Origin of the sequence: Bordetella trematum (genome assembly GCF_900078335.1) — a bacterium.
GTDB lineage: Bacteria > Pseudomonadota > Gammaproteobacteria > Burkholderiales > Burkholderiaceae_B > Bordetella > Bordetella trematum.
The window spans coordinates 16,591-33,471 of record NZ_FKBR01000045.1 but is presented as its reverse complement, the minus strand read 5'-3'; the positions used below and the strand labels follow the sequence as shown (position 1 = coordinate 33,471).

Annotated in this window: 15 protein-coding genes; 5 read left to right on the top strand and 10 right to left on the bottom strand. The window is 65.4% G+C overall.

The window, feature by feature from the left end:
• Nucleotides 1-104 precede the first annotated feature (104 nt).
• A complete protein-coding gene (gene rpsT, locus A7V84_RS16015; protein WP_025514647.1) occupies nucleotides 105-368 on the top strand; it encodes a 30S ribosomal protein S20 in 264 nt (87 codons plus the stop codon).
• A 169-nt stretch (nucleotides 369-537) separates the two neighbouring features.
• On the opposite strand, the gene garL is transcribed toward rpsT, so the two are convergent.
• The 5 genes from garL to A7V84_RS15990 form a co-directional block, all read right to left on the bottom strand.
• Nucleotides 538-1,314 carry a 2-dehydro-3-deoxyglucarate aldolase gene (gene garL, locus A7V84_RS16010; protein WP_025514645.1) on the bottom strand — a complete coding sequence of 259 codons (777 nt, stop codon included), beginning with the start codon at nucleotides 1,312-1,314 and terminating at the stop codon, nucleotides 538-540.
• A gap of 46 nt (nucleotides 1,315-1,360) precedes the next feature.
• Complete coding sequence (locus A7V84_RS16005; protein WP_231886806.1) at nucleotides 1,361-2,266, bottom strand: Bug family tripartite tricarboxylate transporter substrate binding protein; 906 nt, start codon at nucleotides 2,264-2,266, stop codon at nucleotides 1,361-1,363.
• Nucleotides 2,267-2,470: 204 nt separating this feature from the next.
• Nucleotides 2,471-4,216, bottom strand: coding sequence for an L-arabinonate dehydratase (gene araD, locus A7V84_RS16000; RefSeq protein WP_025514640.1), 1,746 nt, complete (start codon nucleotides 4,214-4,216; stop codon nucleotides 2,471-2,473).
• A 64-nt stretch (nucleotides 4,217-4,280) separates the two neighbouring features.
• Nucleotides 4,281-5,030 (bottom strand): FadR/GntR family transcriptional regulator, encoded by a 750-nt coding sequence (locus A7V84_RS15995; RefSeq protein WP_025514638.1) that lies wholly within the window; start codon nucleotides 5,028-5,030, stop codon nucleotides 4,281-4,283.
• Nucleotides 5,031-5,083: 53 nt separating this feature from the next.
• Nucleotides 5,084-6,013, bottom strand: a complete 930-nt coding sequence (locus A7V84_RS15990; RefSeq protein WP_025514634.1) for a dihydrodipicolinate synthase family protein — start codon at nucleotides 6,011-6,013, stop codon at nucleotides 5,084-5,086.
• A gap of 161 nt (nucleotides 6,014-6,174) precedes the next feature.
• Between A7V84_RS15990 and A7V84_RS15985 the strand changes: the two genes are divergently transcribed.
• Entirely contained in the window at nucleotides 6,175-7,182 is a 1,008-nt protein-coding gene (locus A7V84_RS15985; protein WP_025514632.1) for a Bug family tripartite tricarboxylate transporter substrate binding protein, read from the top strand.
• Between the two features lie 86 nt (nucleotides 7,183-7,268).
• Complete coding sequence (locus A7V84_RS15980; RefSeq protein ID WP_063492354.1) at nucleotides 7,269-8,222, top strand: 2-hydroxyacid dehydrogenase; 954 nt, start codon at nucleotides 7,269-7,271, stop codon at nucleotides 8,220-8,222.
• Between the two features lie 51 nt (nucleotides 8,223-8,273).
• Here A7V84_RS15980 and A7V84_RS15975 read toward each other — a convergent pair whose 3' ends face one another.
• Nucleotides 8,274-8,564, bottom strand: a complete 291-nt coding sequence (locus A7V84_RS15975) for a DUF3579 domain-containing protein (RefSeq protein ID WP_025514628.1) — start codon at nucleotides 8,562-8,564, stop codon at nucleotides 8,274-8,276.
• Nucleotides 8,565-8,920: 356 nt separating this feature from the next.
• Here A7V84_RS15975 and argF point away from each other — a divergent pair, with 356 nt between their 5' ends.
• Together argF and argG are read left to right on the top strand one after the other, a co-directional pair.
• The gene (gene argF, locus A7V84_RS15970) at nucleotides 8,921-9,862 is read left to right on the top strand and encodes an ornithine carbamoyltransferase (RefSeq protein WP_025514626.1); all 942 of its coding nucleotides are present in this window, start codon (nucleotides 8,921-8,923) and stop codon (nucleotides 9,860-9,862) included.
• A 113-nt stretch (nucleotides 9,863-9,975) separates the two neighbouring features.
• A complete protein-coding gene (gene argG, locus A7V84_RS15965; RefSeq protein ID WP_025514625.1) occupies nucleotides 9,976-11,310 on the top strand; it encodes an argininosuccinate synthase in 1,335 nt (444 codons plus the stop codon).
• Nucleotides 11,311-11,468: 158 nt separating this feature from the next.
• Here argG and hpaI read toward each other — a convergent pair whose 3' ends face one another.
• The 4 genes from hpaI to A7V84_RS15945 form a co-directional block, all read right to left on the bottom strand.
• Nucleotides 11,469-12,284 carry a 4-hydroxy-2-oxoheptanedioate aldolase gene (hpaI, locus tag A7V84_RS15960; protein WP_025514623.1) on the bottom strand — a complete coding sequence of 272 codons (816 nt, stop codon included), beginning with the start codon at nucleotides 12,282-12,284 and terminating at the stop codon, nucleotides 11,469-11,471.
• Between the two features lie 11 nt (nucleotides 12,285-12,295).
• Nucleotides 12,296-13,102, bottom strand: a complete 807-nt coding sequence (gene hpaH / locus A7V84_RS15955; protein WP_063492355.1) for a 2-oxo-hept-4-ene-1,7-dioate hydratase — start codon at nucleotides 13,100-13,102, stop codon at nucleotides 12,296-12,298.
• Nucleotides 13,103-13,855: 753 nt separating this feature from the next.
• Complete coding sequence (locus tag A7V84_RS15950; protein ID WP_025514616.1) at nucleotides 13,856-15,736, bottom strand: potassium transporter Kup; 1,881 nt, start codon at nucleotides 15,734-15,736, stop codon at nucleotides 13,856-13,858.
• The gene (locus A7V84_RS15945) at nucleotides 15,714-16,847 is read right to left on the bottom strand and encodes a sensor histidine kinase (protein WP_052125744.1); all 1,134 of its coding nucleotides are present in this window, start codon (nucleotides 16,845-16,847) and stop codon (nucleotides 15,714-15,716) included. The genes A7V84_RS15950 and A7V84_RS15945 overlap by 23 nt, the downstream gene beginning before the upstream one ends.
• Nucleotides 16,848-16,881 lie beyond the last annotated feature (34 nt).

Genomic DNA, 16,881 nt, shown 5'->3' with positions numbered 1-16,881 from the left:
TTGCAAGCCCGTCCCCAAGCATTTGAGACGCCAGCCTTGCAATTTCGGGCAAGCGTGATAAAATGTTTGACTTTGCCGAATTCACTAATTTTTAAAGCAACTAAATGGCCAATACCGCCCAAGCCCGCAAGCGCGCCCGCCAATCGGTTGAGCGCAACAAGCACAACTCCAGCCTGCGTTCGATGCTGCGCACCGCGATCAAGCGCGTCCGCCAGGCCATCGCCGCCGGTGATAAGGCTGCGGCAGGCGAAACGCTGCGCAAAGCAAGCAGCGTGATCGACCGCGTGGCCGATAAGAACATCATTCACAAGAACAAGGCTGCTCGTCACAAGAGCCGCCTGGCCGCTGCCGTCAAGGCGATCGCCTGATTTACTGCGGTATCCGGAAGCCACGGCTTTCGATACCACGGTGAATGCGACATTGAACGCGGCAACAAAAAGGACGCTTCGGCGTCCTTTTTTGTTGAATGCCAGACGTTGAATGCGAGCCCTGCCCGCCGCCTCGTCAAGGAGAGCCGCGGCCAGGGCTTTTCTGTGCTCAGGTAGGGAACGCCTCACGCAGATTGAAAACGGCCTGCTTGAAGACGCCCAGGTCGGTGCCCACTGCCACGAAGTGCATGCCCATGTCGAGATAGCGGCGCGCATCGGCCTGCACCGGCGCCAGGATGCCTACGGCCTTGCCTGCCGCGCTCACGCGCTGATAAAGATGACGGATGGCCTCCTGGACCTCGGGATGACCCGGGTTGCCGATATGCCCCAGCGCCGCCGCCAGATCGGACGGGCCGATAAAGACGCCATCCACACCCTCGACTGCCGCAATGTCGTCGACCGCCTCGATGCCCGGACGGCTTTCGATCTGCACCAGCACGCAGATGTTGTCATTGATGGTGCGCAGATAGTCCGGCACCGTCCCATAGCGGTTGCTGCGGTGCTGGCCAGCCACGCCACGGATGCCTTGCGGCGGATAACGGGTCGCCGCCACCGCGCGGCGCGCGTCGTCCTCGGATTCGATAAAAGGAATCAACAGGTTGTAGAAGCCGATATCCAGCATGCGCTTGATCTCGACCGGGTCATTCCACGACGGCCGGCCCACGGCGGCGCTCTGGCTGCCCTGCAAGGCCTGCAATTGCTGCAGGAACATCGGCAGGTCATTCGGCGAATGCTCGCCGTCGAGCACCAGCCAGTCGAAATCGGCCAGGCCCGCCACCTCGACGGTCAGGTGGCTGGCCATGCAGGTCCACAGGCCGATGACGCGCTCACGCGCCAGGATGCGCTGACGGAATCGGTTGGGCAAAGGAGAGTCCATAGTATCCACTGAGGGTTGAAAGCCGGCCGTCTTGGCGGCGGCCGGCCGTTGACGGTTAATCCATGCGTGCGCCAGAGGCTTGCGCCGCCTGACGCCATTTGGCGATTTCATCGTTCACGAAACCGGAGAAACTGGCCGGATCGCTGCCGACCACCACAAAGCCGACCGCCTCCAGCTTCTGGCGCAGCTCGGGCTGCGACATGGCCTTGCGGGTGGCCTCGCTCAGCTTCGCGATGACGGGCTCGGGCGTATTGGCCGGGGCCGACAGGCCAAACCACGATTCGGCCGCAAACCCCGGATAGCCCGCCTCGGCCACCGTCGGCGTGTCCGGATAGGCCGGGTTGCGCTGCGCGCTGGCCACCGCCAAGGCGCGCAATTTGCCGGCCTGGACTTGCGGCAGAAGATTGTCCTGATTCAGAAACAGCACCGATACCCGGCCACCAATGGTATCGGTGATTGCTGCGGCGCCGCCTTTGTAGGGCACATGCACCATCTGAATGCCGGCGGCCTGCTTGAGCATTTCCATGGCCAGGTGGCCGGATGAGCCGCTGCCCGAGCTGGCGTGTGTGTATTGATCGGGCTGCTCTTTCGCCAGGCGCACCAGATCCGGCAGGGTCTGAGCCGGGAACTCCGGATTGGCGACCAGGACGTTGGGGCCGGTAGCCAGCAAGGAGACGTGCGCGAAGTCACGGTTCTGGTAAGGCATGGACGAGTAGAGCGCATAGTTGATCGCGTTGGACCCCACGCCCGAGAGCAGCAGCGTATAGCCGTCAGGCGCCGCCTTGGCCACGCTATCGGAGCCGATATTGCCATTGGCGCCTCCCTTGTTCTCGACGATCACCGTCTGCCCCAGCTCCTTGCCCAGCTCAGCCGCCAGCAAACGCCCGATCGAGTCGGTGCTGCCGCCGGGCGGGAAAGGCACGACCAGGCGCAGGGGCTTGGCCGGCCACGGCTCGCTCATTGCGGGCGCGGCCGCCAGGCAGGCAAGCGCCGCCGCCAGACCAAGGACGGCACGCCGACCCCGGCGCATCGCGCCAGGGCGCGGTGACACATTCAAAGAAAGATCGCGGCACACCATGCTGTTGTCTCCTCGCGCCGGATCGGCCGGCGTCTTCTGTTGGTCAAGCAAGCGTGAAAGCAAAGCGGGCCAAGAGCCCGCATCTGGTCAATGAATCTCCGGCTCACCCTTTTGCGGCTCGGCCTTGCGAGTCTGCAGAAAATCGAAGTCGCAGCCGCTGTCGGCCTGCCCGACATGCTTCAGGTAGAGCACGCCGAACCCGCGCTCAAAGCGCGCAGCAGGCGGCTGCCAGGCCGCCCGGCGCGCTGCCATCTCTTCATCCGTGATCAACACGTCGATGCGCCGCGCCGGCACATCCAGGGCGATCAGATCGCCCGTGCGCACCAGCGCCAGCGGCCCGCCCACATAAGCCTCGGGCGCAACGTGGAGCACACAGGCCCCATAGCTGGTGCCGCTCATGCGGGCATCAGAGATGCGCAGCATGTCGCGCACGCCCTGTTTGAGCAACTTCTGGGGGATCGGCAATTGCCCCCATTCGGGCATGCCCGGCGCGCCTTGCGGCCCCGCGTTCTGCAACACGATGACGCTGTCGGCGCTGATATCCAGATCCGGGTCATCGATCCGCTCGGCCATGTCGTTGTAGTCCTTGAAGACCACCGCCGGCCCCGTGTGCACCTGCAATTGCGGCTCCATGGCCGGCGGCTTGATCACGGCACCGTCGGGCGCCAGGTTGCCACGCAGCACCGCCAGACCGTCGCGCTCGACCAGCGCCTTGTCGCGCGCACGGATGACGTCGTCATTGAAAACGCGCGCACCAGCGATGTTCTCGCCCAGGCTGCGCCCATCGACCGTCTGTTGCGACAGATCCAGCAGATCCCCCAGTTGCACCAGCAGCGCGCGCAGGCCGCCGGCGTAGTAGAAGTCTTCCATCAGGTACTGACCGGCAGGACGCAGGTTGGCGAGCACCGGCGTGGTGCGTGCCAGGGCGTCAAAGCGATCGAGGTCCAGATCGAAGCCGGCGCGACGCGCCAGCGCGATCAGGTGCACCACGGCATTGGTCGAGCCCGACAACGCCAGCACGGCGCGCACGGCATTGTCGAAAGAAGCGGCGCTCAGCAGGTCACTGGGCTTGAGGTCCTGCCATACCATCTCGACGATGCGCTTGCCGGTCAGGCTGGCCATCTGGGCATGGCGCGAATCCGGGGCCGGGATCGATGAGTACCCCGACAGGCACAGGCCCAGCGTCTCGACCGCCGCCGTCATGGTCGACGCCGTGCCCATGGTCATGCAATGCCCCGGAGAACGCGCAATACCGTCCTCGACGCCCTGCCAGTCCTCCTCGGTGATGTTGCCCGCCCGCAGCTCGGCCCAGTACTTCCAGGTATCGGAGCCCGAACCCAGCGTCACGCCATTCCAGTTGCCGCGCAGCATGGGGCCGGCCGGCACGAAAACCGTCGGCAGGTCCATGGAGATCGCCCCCATCAGCAGGGCCGGCGTCGTCTTGTCGCAACCGCCCATCAGCACACAGCCGTCGGCCGGATAGGAACGCAGCAGCTCCTCGGTCTCCATGGCCAGCAGATTGCGATACAGCATCGTGGTGGGCTTCTGGAACGGCTCTGACAGGCTCATGGCCGGCATCTCCACCGGAAAGCCGCCAGCCTGCCAGATGCCACGCTTGACCTCTTCGACCCGCTGCTTGAAGTGGCTGTGACAGGGGTTGATATCGCTCCAGGTGTTGATGATCGCGATCACGGGCTTGCCGGCGTAATCGGAACGGTGATAGCCCATCTGGGCCGTGCGCGACCGGTGCCCGAAGGAGCGCAGATCCTTCACGCCGTACCAGCGGTGGCTGCGCAGTTCTTCCGGACGTTTACGCTTGGGGGATTGGCTCATGCTTGTCTGCTCTTCCTAATGGCGAGGCCGTCTCTGGCGGCCCCTGACTTGATATGTTGAAGGATCAATCGCGCTCGCGATCCACCAGGCGGTAGCGCGCCTGCCCGAGGTGGAACTGCATCGCAACCCGGGCGCGTTCGCCATCCTGCTCGCGGATGGCAGCCAGAATGGCGGCGTGCTCGTCGGCCACACGCTGGGCCCGCTGACGCGAACCCGTGCGCGTCAGGCTCAAGGTCAGCCGCATGAAGCCGCTGATCGCCTCGTGAATGCTCTCCAGCACGCCCAGGTAGAAATCATTGCCGCTGGCTTCGGCGATACTGGCATGAAAGACCAGGTCGGCCTCTGGCGAGACCTGACCGGCGGCCAGGGCCGCCACGAAGGCTTCATGCGCCTGCCCGATCTTGTGCAGCTGCTCATCGCTGCGCCGCATGGCGGCCAGGCGGGCCGCATCGCCCTCCAGCGCCACCCTCACCTCCTGGGCGCGCAGATAGGCCCCCACGTTCTGCACATCGGGAAAGGTCTTCAAGCGCGGCGCGGGCTGATGGCTGACGAAGGTGCCCAGGCCCTGGTGGGCGGTCACCAGGCCATCGGCGCGCAGACGCAGCAAGGCCTCGCGCACCACCGGACGCGATACGCCGAAGCGGTCGCAGATCTCGTGTTCCGAGGGCAGCTTGTCGCCCACATTGAGACGACCCGAGACGATCTGCTCGAAGATCTGCCCATACAACTGGTCTGCCAGGCGCACGCGCTGCCCGCGCTCCAGGGGTATCGCCTCGACGGGCGCGGTTTCGCCAACAGCGGGTTTGCGCGTCACACACTCTCCTGTGGGTTCGGAAACATGGCGGTATGGTACCCCTGCCGCCAGCCTCAGGCGGCGTGCGCCTCGCGGTCACGTGCCAGCAACGCTTGGGCCACCGGCGCCACGCGCTCGCGCTCTGCCGGCGCCAGCCCGCTCAGCAAGGGCAGCATGGGGCCCATGTCGGCCACGCCTGCCAGCGTCACGGCGTCATGCAGCACGCGGATGGGGCTGATCTCGTCACGGCAGTCTTCCAGCGGCAGATAGGCTTGCCGCAGGGCTTCGGCCTGCCCGAAATCGCCAGCCTGCAGGCAACGCAGCATCTGCATGGAGCCGCGCGGGGCCACGCACACCGAACCTGAAGTGAAGCTGCTCAGACCGAACTGGCGAAAATGCGTCACAGCCGGCCGCTCGCCGATCCCGCTGACCACATATCGCTTGTCGACGGCCGCCAGCAGGTCGCTCAGATAGGGATCCTGCCCCGGGTCCTGCCTGACCACGGCGTACTTGATCGCGGCAATGCGCTCTTCCGCAACCAGCCGGGCCAAGGTTTCGGGCGCCAGATAGTGTTCCGACTTGATATAAACCACGACCGGGCGCCCCAGGGCATCGCTGAAGCGACGCACGCCGTCGGCCAGCCCGGCATCGGTATACGGAAAGCTCATGGGCAGCAGCATGGCCGTCGGAAAAGCGCGCTCGCGCAGCAAACGCGCCTGATCCATCAGCTTGCCGTAGTCCGGCCCGGCCGAAGGCAGCACCCAGGTATCGTCGCCGGCGGCTTGCGCCAGGAAGTCCAGCACACGGGCATACTCGCTCACGGCGATATGGTAGAAATTGGCATTGCCGCCGTACATGACGCTGCGCACGCCGCCCGCCTCCAGATGGCGCAACACGACGCGATTGGCATCATGGTTCAAGGACAGGTCGGCGTTGCGCGCCAGGGGCGGCACGGCGATGACGGAACGCTGCAGATCGGCGACGGTGACCGGGCTGGTTTTCATGAGGAACAGGCTCCAGGACAGACTCAAAATGACGCCGGCCCAGGGCGGAACCCCCGCGGCCAACTTGATTGACAAGCATATTACTCATACCTATATTTGTCTTACAAGTGCATTCCCGACAGGTACATCAAAAAAGGCGCCAGACGCCTGGAGACAACCTCATGTCCACCTTCGCACTGCGGCGCCGCGCCGCGCTCGTGGCCGCCGCCTTCCTGGCCGCGCCACTGTCCTTTGCCCAGGCGCAATCCGCGCCGGCGGCCTATCCCGAACGCGATGTCCGCCTGATCGTGCCCTTTCCGGCCGGGGGCACCACCGATATCGCGGCTCGCACCGTGGCCGCAGAACTGGGCCGTGACTGGGGCCGGGCCGTGGTGGTGGACAACAAGGCCGGCGCCGGCGGCAACGTGGGCACCGCCGAAGCCGCGCGCGCCAAGAATGACGGCTACACCCTGATCATGGGCACGGTCAGCACCCATGCCATCAATCCCTATATCTATCCCCAGCTGCCCTACGATCCGGTCAAGGATTTTGCGCCAGTCAGCCTGGTGATCCCGGTGCCCAATGTGCTGGAAATCAACCCGGCCTTTGCCGAACGCCACGGCATTCGCAACGTGAGCGACCTGATCGCCTACCTGAAGGCCCATCCGGGCAAGGTCAACATGGCCTCCTCCGGCAACGGCACTTCCACGCACCTGTCGGGCGAACTGTTCCAGGCCATGACCGGCACCCGCATGACCCATGTGCCCTACAAAGGCAGCAGCCCGGCGCTCACCGACGTGATGGCCGGCTCGGCGGACCTGATTTTCGACAATCTGCCCTCCTCCATGGGTTTCATCAAAAGCGGCAAGCTGCAGCCCCTGGCGGTCACGACCGCGACCCGCTCGCCCGCTCTGCCTGACGTACCGACGATGGCAGAGGCCGGGGTCAAGGACTATGAAGCCGCCAGCTGGTTCGGCCTGTTTGCCCCTGCCGGCACGCCGCAGCCGGTGATAGACCGGATCCAGGCGGATGTAGCGCGTGCGCTGGCGCGCGAGAACGTGCGGACTCAGTTGCTGGCCCAGGGAGCCGTGCCGAAAAGCACTACGCCACAGGAATTCGCCCGCCTGCAGGCCGACGAAATGCGCAAATGGGAGCGCGTCGTCCAGCAGTCCGGCGCCAAGATAGACTGAACGGCCGGGCGGCAGGGTCGCGCACAGCCGGCCGCCTCGGCGGATCAAGTAGCATTTCTCTTTTTATCCACCATGCAGCACAGGTCATGACATCCAAGCAACGCATCATCCAGGTCGGCTCGCTGGCCGGCTCCCCTTCGGCCAACCAGCGCCTGGCCGACACCTACGAGGTCATCGAGCTCTGGAAACACCCGGGCGGCGCCGCCGCCCTGGGCGAACAGGCCCGCGGCGTGACCGCTCTGGTCACCTCGGCCAACGCCGGTGCGCCGGCCAGCCTGATCGAGGCCCTGCCGGATCTGCGTGCCATCTGCAGCTGGGGCGTCGGCTACGAAACCATCGACGTCGAGGCTGCCCGCCAGCGCGGCGTGCAGGTCAGCAACACGCCGGATGTGCTGACCGACTGCGTGGCCGACCTGGCCTGGGGTTTGCTGATCTCGGCAGCCCGCCGCATGGGCCAGGGCGAACGTTTCGTACGCGCAGGCCAATGGGGCCAGGTGCACGGCAGCATTCCGCTGGGCATGCGTGTCAGCGGCAAGAAGCTGGGCATTGTCGGCCTGGGCCGCATCGGTGAAGCCATCGCACGGCGCGGCGCCGGCTTCGACATGGAAGTCCGCTACCACAATCGCCGCCAACGCAATGACATGCCCTACGGCTACGCGGCCAACCTCACCGAGCTGGCCGAGTGGGCAGACTTCCTGGTGATCGCCACCGTCGGCGGCCCCGAGACCCGTCACCTGGTGGGCCGCGAAGCCCTCCAGGCCCTGGGGCCCAAGGGCATCGTGGTCAACATTGCGCGCGGGCCCGTCATCGACGAGGCCGCCATGACGGACCTGCTGGCCACGGGCGGCCTCGGCTTTGCCGCGCTCGATGTCTTCGAGCACGAGCCCAAGGTGCCTGAATTCCTGCGCCAGAGCGAGCAGACCGTCGTGCTGCCGCATATCGGCAGCGCCACCTACGAAACGCGCCTGGCCATGGAGAACCTGATGCTGGACAACCTGGCGGCCTACTTCGCCACCGGCAAGGTCATCACGCCCGTCTGAGCCCGCAGAGGCAGGCACGCCCCGGCCCAGCCAGGTCGGGGCGGTGACGTCCTAAACCTCTCTCTCCTCGGTCTTCAGCCCATTGTCGCGGGCAAAATCGACCACGAACTTGTAAGCCAACGGCTCAAGCTCACGCAAACGCTGATCGACCACGATCCCGCGCACGCCGTCGATCACGACGGGCAGGACATACGGCGAGTAGGTCAGGTGGTTCCCGACACTGCCAGGCGGACGGAACTGGGCCATCACGCCGGCCAGGCGTTCGGCCCAGTCACTGGGCCGGAAACGGGCACCGCTCTCGGTGACACCGTGAATAACGAATTGTTTGACGCGAGTTGTCATGAGATCTTCACAACGGGGTGCGCGCGCGGACGCCGGATCGGCCGCGTCTCAAACATGCGCCCCGCGCCGCGAATTGTATATGATTGATCCTTTGGCCTGTCTCATTGCCCCAAATGAGGGGCCGCAACACCGGTTTTGCGTGGAGGACACCGCAATGCGTTCGCCTTTGGCTTTCCTGGAAACGCCCGTGCCGCCCCTGGCGGCAGGCGTACGATCAGGGCGGCTGCGCGCGACCGTTCCCGGGCGAGGCCGCCACCAGGCGAACCTGCCCCGCCCGCTCCTGGCCGAACAAGCATAATCAAAAGCGTGACGCCGCCACGAGCGACGCCACCAATCAAACGACCTGCGACATCACCATGACCACTTCTACGACGCCCAACGCCCCCTTGCGGCACTTCCTGCAGTTCAAAGACCTGTCTGCCGCCGAGATCGGCTACGTGCTGGATCGCGCCCGCATCATCAAGGACAAGTTCAAGCGCTATGAGCCCCATATGCCGCTGCACGACCGCACGCTGGCAATGGTGTTCGAGAAGGCCAGCACGCGCACCCGCGTCTCCTTCGAGGCCGGCATGTACCAGATGGGCGGCTCGGTCATCAACCTGACGTCCACCGATTCGCAGCTGGGCCGCTCCGAACCCATCGAGGACACTGCGCGCGTGATCTCGCGCATGGTCGACATCGTCATGATCCGCACCTTCGAGCAAACCCGCATCGAGCGCTTTGCGGCGCACTCGCGCGTGCCGGTCATCAACGGCCTGACCAACGAATACCATCCCTGCCAGATCCTGGCCGACCTGTTCACCTATATCGAGCATCGGGGCCCCATCGCGGGCAAGATCGTTGCCTGGGTGGGCGACGCCAACAATATGTCGTACACCTGGCTGCAGGCCGCCGAAATGCTGGGCTTCACGCTGCACGTTTCCACGCCGGCCGGCTACGAGCTGGATCCGGCCCGTATCGGCAACCCGCCGCAATCGGTGCTCAAGCAGTTCAGCGATCCCATGCAAGCCTGCCAGGGCGCGCACCTGGTCACCACCGACGTCTGGACCAGCATGGGCTACGAGGACGAGAACGAAGCCCGCCGCGCAGCCTTCGCCGACTGGTGCGTGGACGCCGAGATGATGGCTGCCGCCGACCCGCAGGCTGTCTTCATGCATTGCCTGCCGGCCCACCGCGGTGAAGAAGTCACCGGCGAAGTCATCGACGGCCCGCAGAGCGTGGTCTGGGATGAAGCCGAGAACCGCATGCACGTGCAGAAGGCCCTGATGGAGTTCCTGCTGCTGGGTCAGCTGCGCTAAGCCCTGCCCCGCCCGGGCCTCGGCCCGGGCGCTTCCTGCCTGTAGGCCCAAACGCGCTAAAATGGCGGGCTTGGGCTTACGCCGCCAGTCTCCTTGACGCTTTCGAATACACAATGACTACCATTCTTCCGCACCTTCCTACCGGCCAGAAGGTCGGCATTGCCTTCTCCGGCGGCCTGGACACCAGCGCGGCCCTGCTGTGGATGCGCGAAAAAGGCGCCATCCCCTACGCCTACACCGCCAATCTGGGCCAGCCCGATGAGCCCGACTACGACGCCATCCCGCGCCGCGCCAAGGAATATGGCGCAGAAAACGCCCGCCTGATCGACTGCCGCGCGCAACTCGTGGCCGAAGGCATCGCCGCGCTGCAAAGCGGCGCCTTCCACATTTCCACGGCCGGCGTGACCTACTTCAACACCACGCCCATCGGCCGCGCCGTCACCGGCACGATGCTGGTGGCCGCCATGAAGGAAGACGGCGTCAACATCTGGGGCGACGGCAGCACCTTCAAGGGCAACGACATCGAGCGTTTCTACCGTTACGGCCTGCTCACCAACCCGGATCTGAAGATCTACAAACCCTGGCTGGACCAGGCGTTCATCGACGAGCTCGGCGGCCGTGCCGAAATGTCCGAGTACATGCAGCGCGCCGGCTTCGACTACAAGATGTCGGCCGAAAAAGCTTACTCCACCGACTCCAACATGCTGGGCGCCACCCACGAAGCCAAGGATCTGGAGCACCTGAACAGCGGCATCAAGATCGTGCAGCCCATCATGGGCGTGGCCTTCTGGCGCGAAGACGTCCAGATCAAGCCCGAAACGGTGTCGGTGCGCTTTGAGGAAGGCCGCCCGGTCGCCCTCAATGGCGTCGAGTACACCGACATGGTCGAACTGCTGATGGAAGCCAACCGCATCGGCGGGCGCCACGGCCTGGGCATGAGCGACCAGATCGAAAACCGCATCATCGAGGCCAAGAGCCGCGGCATCTACGAGGCCCCGGGCCTGGCGCTGCTGTTCATCGCCTACGAGCGCCTGGTCACCGGCATCCACAACGAAGACACCATCGAGCAGTATCGCGAAAACGGCCGCAAGCTGGGCCGCCTGCTCTATCAAGGCCGTTGGTTCGACCCGCAAGCCATCATGCTGCGCGAAACCGCCCAACGCTGGGTGGCGCGCGCCATCACGGGCGAGGTGACCATCGAGCTGCGTCGCGGCAACGATTACTCGCTGCTGGACACGGTTTCGCAAAACCTGACCTACCAGCCCGAGCGCCTGACCATGGAAAAGGGTGAGTCGACCTTCTCGCCGCAGGATCGCATCGGCCAACTGACGATGCGCAACCTGGACATCATCGACACGCGCGACAAGCTCATCACCTACGTCAAGGCCGGTCTGCTGGCGCCGTCTTCGGGCGCTGCGCTGCCCCAGCTCAAAGACGAGAAAAAATAATAAAGCGCCGTTTCCGGCGCCTCACGACCCCTCATCCGCCCAAGCGGATGAGGGGTTTTTTTATCTGGATGCCGGATCCGTCTGCGGTCTGGCCGCGCCGGCAAGCATCAGGGATGCGCGAGGGCCACGCTGCAGCCCCCGCCGGGGATCCTATTTACTTAATAGACCCCGCCCTTGCCCGCGCCTTCGGCAAGCTTGGACGCTGCTTCGGGCGCTGCCCGATGACGCGCCGCCAGGGCCTCAGCCGCACGCGCAAGCAACGTTGCATCCACCCCGACAGCGGTGAACAGGCTGCCGCAGCTACGGTAGTGATCCGCCATCGCGGCGTCGCCCATCAGGATGCCTGCAGCCTTGCCATGCGAACGGATGCGCGCCAGGGCCTGCTCGATGATTTCGCGCACAGCGCCCGGATTGCCCAGGTGACCATAGTCCGCAGCCAGATCCGCCGGGCCGATGAAAACCCCTTCCACGCCATCAACGGCGCAGATCTCGTCCAGCGCCTCGATGCCGCGACGGGTCTCGACCTGCACCAGCACGCACATGCTGTCATTGGCCTCATGCAGGTAGTCCGGCAGACGGTTCCAGCGCGAGGCGCGCGCCAGAGCGCTGCCCACGCCGCGGATGCCGGCAGGCGGATAACGCGTGGCGGCCACGGCGGCGGCGGCTTCTTCGCCGCTCTGGATCATAGGCACCAGCAACGTGCGCGCACCGATATCCAGCAGACGCTTGATCTCGACCGGATCGTTCCAGCCCGGGCGCACCACCGGCTCGACCGGATAGGCGGCCAGCACCTGCAGTTGCGCCAGGATCGTATCCAGCGTGTTGGGTGCGTGTTCGCTGTCGATCAGCAGCCAGTCGAAACCGGCGCCGGCCACGACTTCGGCGCTGTAGGGGCTGGCCAGCCCGAGCCACAGGCCGAGCTGATGTTCGCCGCGAGCCAGCGCGGCCTTGAAGGTATTGACCGGAGTCTTCATGATCGCTCTCCTCAGGCGAAGCGGCAGGCCACGGCGCCCAGGGGGCCGTAATCGACATGGAAGGTATCGCCGCGCTCGGCGAACACCGGACGCGTGAACGAACCGCTCAGTATGATCTGGCCCGCCTCCAGTTCGACGCCATAGGCGGCCAGACGGTTGGCCAGCCAGACCACACCATTGGCCGGATGATTCAGGACGCCGGCGGCCAGCCCCGTCTCCTCGATCACGGCATTGCGCGACAGGATGGCGCCGACCCAGCGCAGGTCCACGTCGTGAACCCGCACGGGACGCCCTCCCATCACCACGCCGGCATTGGCCGCATTGTCGGAAATGGTGTCGAACACTTTGCGCGGGCGACGCGACTCGGGGTCTATCTGATGCGAACGGGCATCGATGATTTCCAACGCGGGCGTGACATAACGCACCGCATCCAGCACGTCGAACAGCGTCACGCCCGGACCGCGCAGCGGCTTGTCCAGGATGAAGGCCAGCTCGACCTCCAGGCGCGGCACGATGAAGCGATCGCTCGGGATGGTCGAGCCATCCTCGAACAGCATGTCATCAAGCAAAGCGCCGAAATCCGGCTCATCGATCTGCGACGACAGCTGCATGGCGCGCGAAGTCAGGCCGATCTTGTGGCCAACCAAACGGCGCCCTTCGGCGATTTTCAACTCCACCCAGCGACGCTGCACCGCATAGGCATCGGCGATATCCATCTCGGGGTGATCCAGCGACGGCTGGCGGATCTGCTGGCGGCTGCGTTCTGCTTCGTGCAGACGCCGGGCAATGGCATCGATAGTCGTGACGTCGAGCGTCATAAAAAGCCTCCTTGCTTTTCTGATGAAAAATGGGATCCGTGTTCGGGAGGCAGATGCCGGCGGTTGCCGTTGCGCAGGATGCGCCAGCACGCAGGGGTAAAGCGGCCTGTCTTCACAGACACGGATAGCGGCCAGGCGCAGGGTCTGCGCCCCGGATTCGACGTCCCGCCGGCTGTCATCGGCCAACGGAAAGGAGCCCACCCGCCTGCGGGCTGCCAGCAGCCCGCTCACACGCAGCGCGATCACGACAGCGACGGTGCCCCGCGGGGATCACCCGCGGCCAAGACCGCCTTTGCCTGATGACTCACCCGCGCCTTGCACTGACTGTGTGCTGCATTCTCTTGCCGGTCATCGGCACAGCCACCTCCTCGTGGCGTAATGCCTCCAACGCAGCAAGGCAAGCACGCAGTGCATTGCCCTGGTGTGTCGCGTACTCCCTGTGCGGTCGCGCAGCAAAGCCTGCAAGGCCTTGCACCGCTTCCTCACTGTCCACCCACTTCCGTGCCCGGCAAAGTCCCGCCCGGCAACGATACCCGCTGCGGCCATGACGCAGCCGACAGCACTGACTCCCAAATACAGATGTCCGCCACCCGCCACGGCATACGCCTGTGCGCGCTACGCCGCGGCCGATGAACCAACGAACCGGATCATATGGGTGTATTGGTCTGACCGCACCTGAGACAAAGGCCGATAGTCCACTGGGTGATCCAACCGCGCCCGGCGCGGCGAATAGGCAACCATCACCCGAACCGCCTAGAGCTCGACCTGCATGCCCATCTCGACCACACGATTGGGCGGAATCTTGAAATACATCGTGGAACGGGTCGAGTTGCGCGCCAGGAAAGCGAACAGCGCCCGGCGCCAGCGCGGCAACGCCGCCCGGTGGGCCGCCACCACCGTCTGGCGCGACAGGAAGTACGAGGTGCGCATCGGCTCGAGATCCAGCTCCGGATAGGCCTCGGCCACCAGCCGCATCACGCCCGGCACATCCGGATCCTCCTTGAAACCGTACTGAACCACGACCTGCCAGGCCGAGGCGCTCACCCGGGTCACCTGGAAGCGCTCTTCCGCGGCGATATAAGGCACATCCGCCACCCGGATGGCCAGAAACACCACGTGCTCGTGCAGCACCTTGTTGTGCTTCAGATTGTGCAGCAACGCCGGCGGAACGTTCTCCACGTTCAGCGTCATGAACACCGCCGTGCCGGGCACGCGCGCAGGAGGATAGGCCTCCAGCTGCTCCATGAACTCCGCCAGCGGCTGGCGATCGCGCGCCTGCTGTTCGGTGAGGATCTGGCGGCCACGCCGCCAGGTCATCATGAGCGTGAATACCACCACGCCCACCAGCAAGGGCATCCAGCCCCCCTCGTGGATCTTGAACAGATTGGCGCCGAACAGCAGCACATCCACCGCCAGCAGCAGGCTCAGCACCAACAGCCACAAGAGGCGCCGTCCGCCCGCCGTGCCGCGCGGCAGCACGGCGAAGGCCAGCACCGAGGTGGTGAGCATGGTGCCGGTGACGGCGAAACCGTAGGCGGCTGCCAGACTCTCGGAGTTCTGGAACAACAGCACCAGCGCCAGCACGGCGCACAGCAACAGGGCATTGACCTGCGGCAGATAGATCTGCCCCTGCTCGGTCGCCGATGTATGCAGCACCCGCATGCGCGGCCAAAAGCCCAGCTGCACGGCTTGGCGCGTCACGGAAAACGCCCCGGAAATCACAGCCTGCGAGGCCACCACCGTCGCCACCGTGGCCAGGCCGACCAAGGCGGCCGTGCCCCACTGCGGAGCCATCAGAAAAAAGGGATTGCGGATGGCGGTGGGGTCGCGCAGCAGCAGCGCGCCCTGGCCCAGGTAGCACAGCGTCAGTGCCGGAAGCACCAGCGCGAACCAGGCGCGTCGGATGGCCGGGCGGCCGAAGTGCCCCATATCGGCGTACAGGGCTTCGGCGCCGGTCAGCGCCAGCACGACGGCGCCCAGCAGCAGGAAGCTCATCAGCGGGTGGCTGGCCACCAGACGCAGCCCCCATACCGGATTCAAGGCCTGCAACACCTGCGGCGCCAGGCTGATCTGCCAAAGGCCCAGCAAGGCCAGCGTCACGAACCAGAGCGCCATCACCGGGCCGAACAGGCGCCCCACCAGGGCCGTGCCACGCGACTGGATGGAAAATAGGCCGATCAGCACCAGCAGCGCCAACGGCACCACCCAGTGATCCAGCGTGTGCGATACCACGCCGATCCCTTCGATAGCCGACAGCACGGAGATCGCCGGCGTAATCATGCTGTCGCCATAGAACAGCGCCGCGCCGAAGATGCCCAACATGATGAGCCCGCTGCGACCCCGGCCCTGGCGGCCGCGCACTGCCAGCTCAAGCAGCGCCAGCGTGCCGCCCTCGCCGCGGTTGTCGGCCCGCAGCACCAGCGTCACGTACTTGAACGACACCACCACCATCAGCAGCCAGAACAGAATGGACAGCACCCCCAGGATATGGTCGGGCTGCAGGCTGTCGAACATCGCCAGGCAGGCACGCAGGGTGTACAGGGGGCTGGTGCCGATATCGCCATAGACCACCCCCAAGGCGCCCAGCATCAGACCAAAAGAACGGCTGCGGTCAGTCGTTGGAGACAGAGACATTGAAAGGATCCTGGCGCGAAAGCTGGGCCCCCTTGCGGGGCCCGGGGAACACCACCGTGATGCGCGTACCGGCGAAAGCCGGACGGCTGCTCAAGCGCCACCATGCACCGTGCGCATGCGCGATTTCGCGCACGATCGCCAGCCCCAGGCCCGAGCCTTCGCTGCGCGTCAGCGGCGAGCGGTAGAACGCCTCGAACACCCGCTCCTGGTCACCCGGCGCGATGCCCGGACCATCATCCTCGATGGCCAGCGTGGGCGGATTCTCGCTTACAGTCAAACGGATACGCGCTTGCGGCCCGCCATAGCGCAGGGCATTGTCGATCAGATTGCCCAACAGTTCGTCCAATAGCAGCGGATCGCCGTCGACCCATACCGGATCCTCCGGCGCGAACAGGTCCATCTCCATCTGCGCGGCGTGCACGCGAGGAATCCATTCGGCGCCGCTGGCCCGCACCCACTCGCACAGATCCAGCCTGACGAAGCCATCCTGCGGCCTTGCATTCGGATCGGCGCGCGCCAGCACCAGCAACTGCTGCCCCAGCCGGATCATGCGATCGCTGACCGCCTTGATACGTTCGGCACGGGCCCGCACATCCTCCGGCAAAGGCCGCGCCAGCATCAGCTCGGACTCCAGACGCAGGCCGCTCAAGGGGGTGCGCAACTGGTGCGCCGCGTGGCCGATGAAACGTCGCTGCGCCGCCAGCGAGGCGTCCAGCCGCAGCAGCAGATCATTGATGTGCGTGACCAGCGTCGCAATCTCGGCGGGCAGCCCCTGCACCGCCATCGGCTGCATATCGTCGATGGAGCGCTGGCGTATTTCCTGTGACAGATCCTGCACCGACCGCAGGCCCGACCGCACCCCCTTCACGATCACCACCGCGCACAGAACCATCAACAGGAGCTGTCCAACCACCATCAGCCAGAAGAAATCCTCCAGCATCCAGACAGCCATGTCGATCTTGTGGGTGATGACCCAGGTTCCAGCCAGGTCCAGCAGCACCAGGAACATGATGGGCGGCATCAGGCGCAGCACCAGACGGCGCGCCAGCGAGCCGGCTGGCAGATGCCAGCCCGAGGACTCGCCGGAAGGATCAGGCCGGGGCGCTGTCATGAAGGTGTCTCAGCAGCACGGCAAAGGCGCGCAA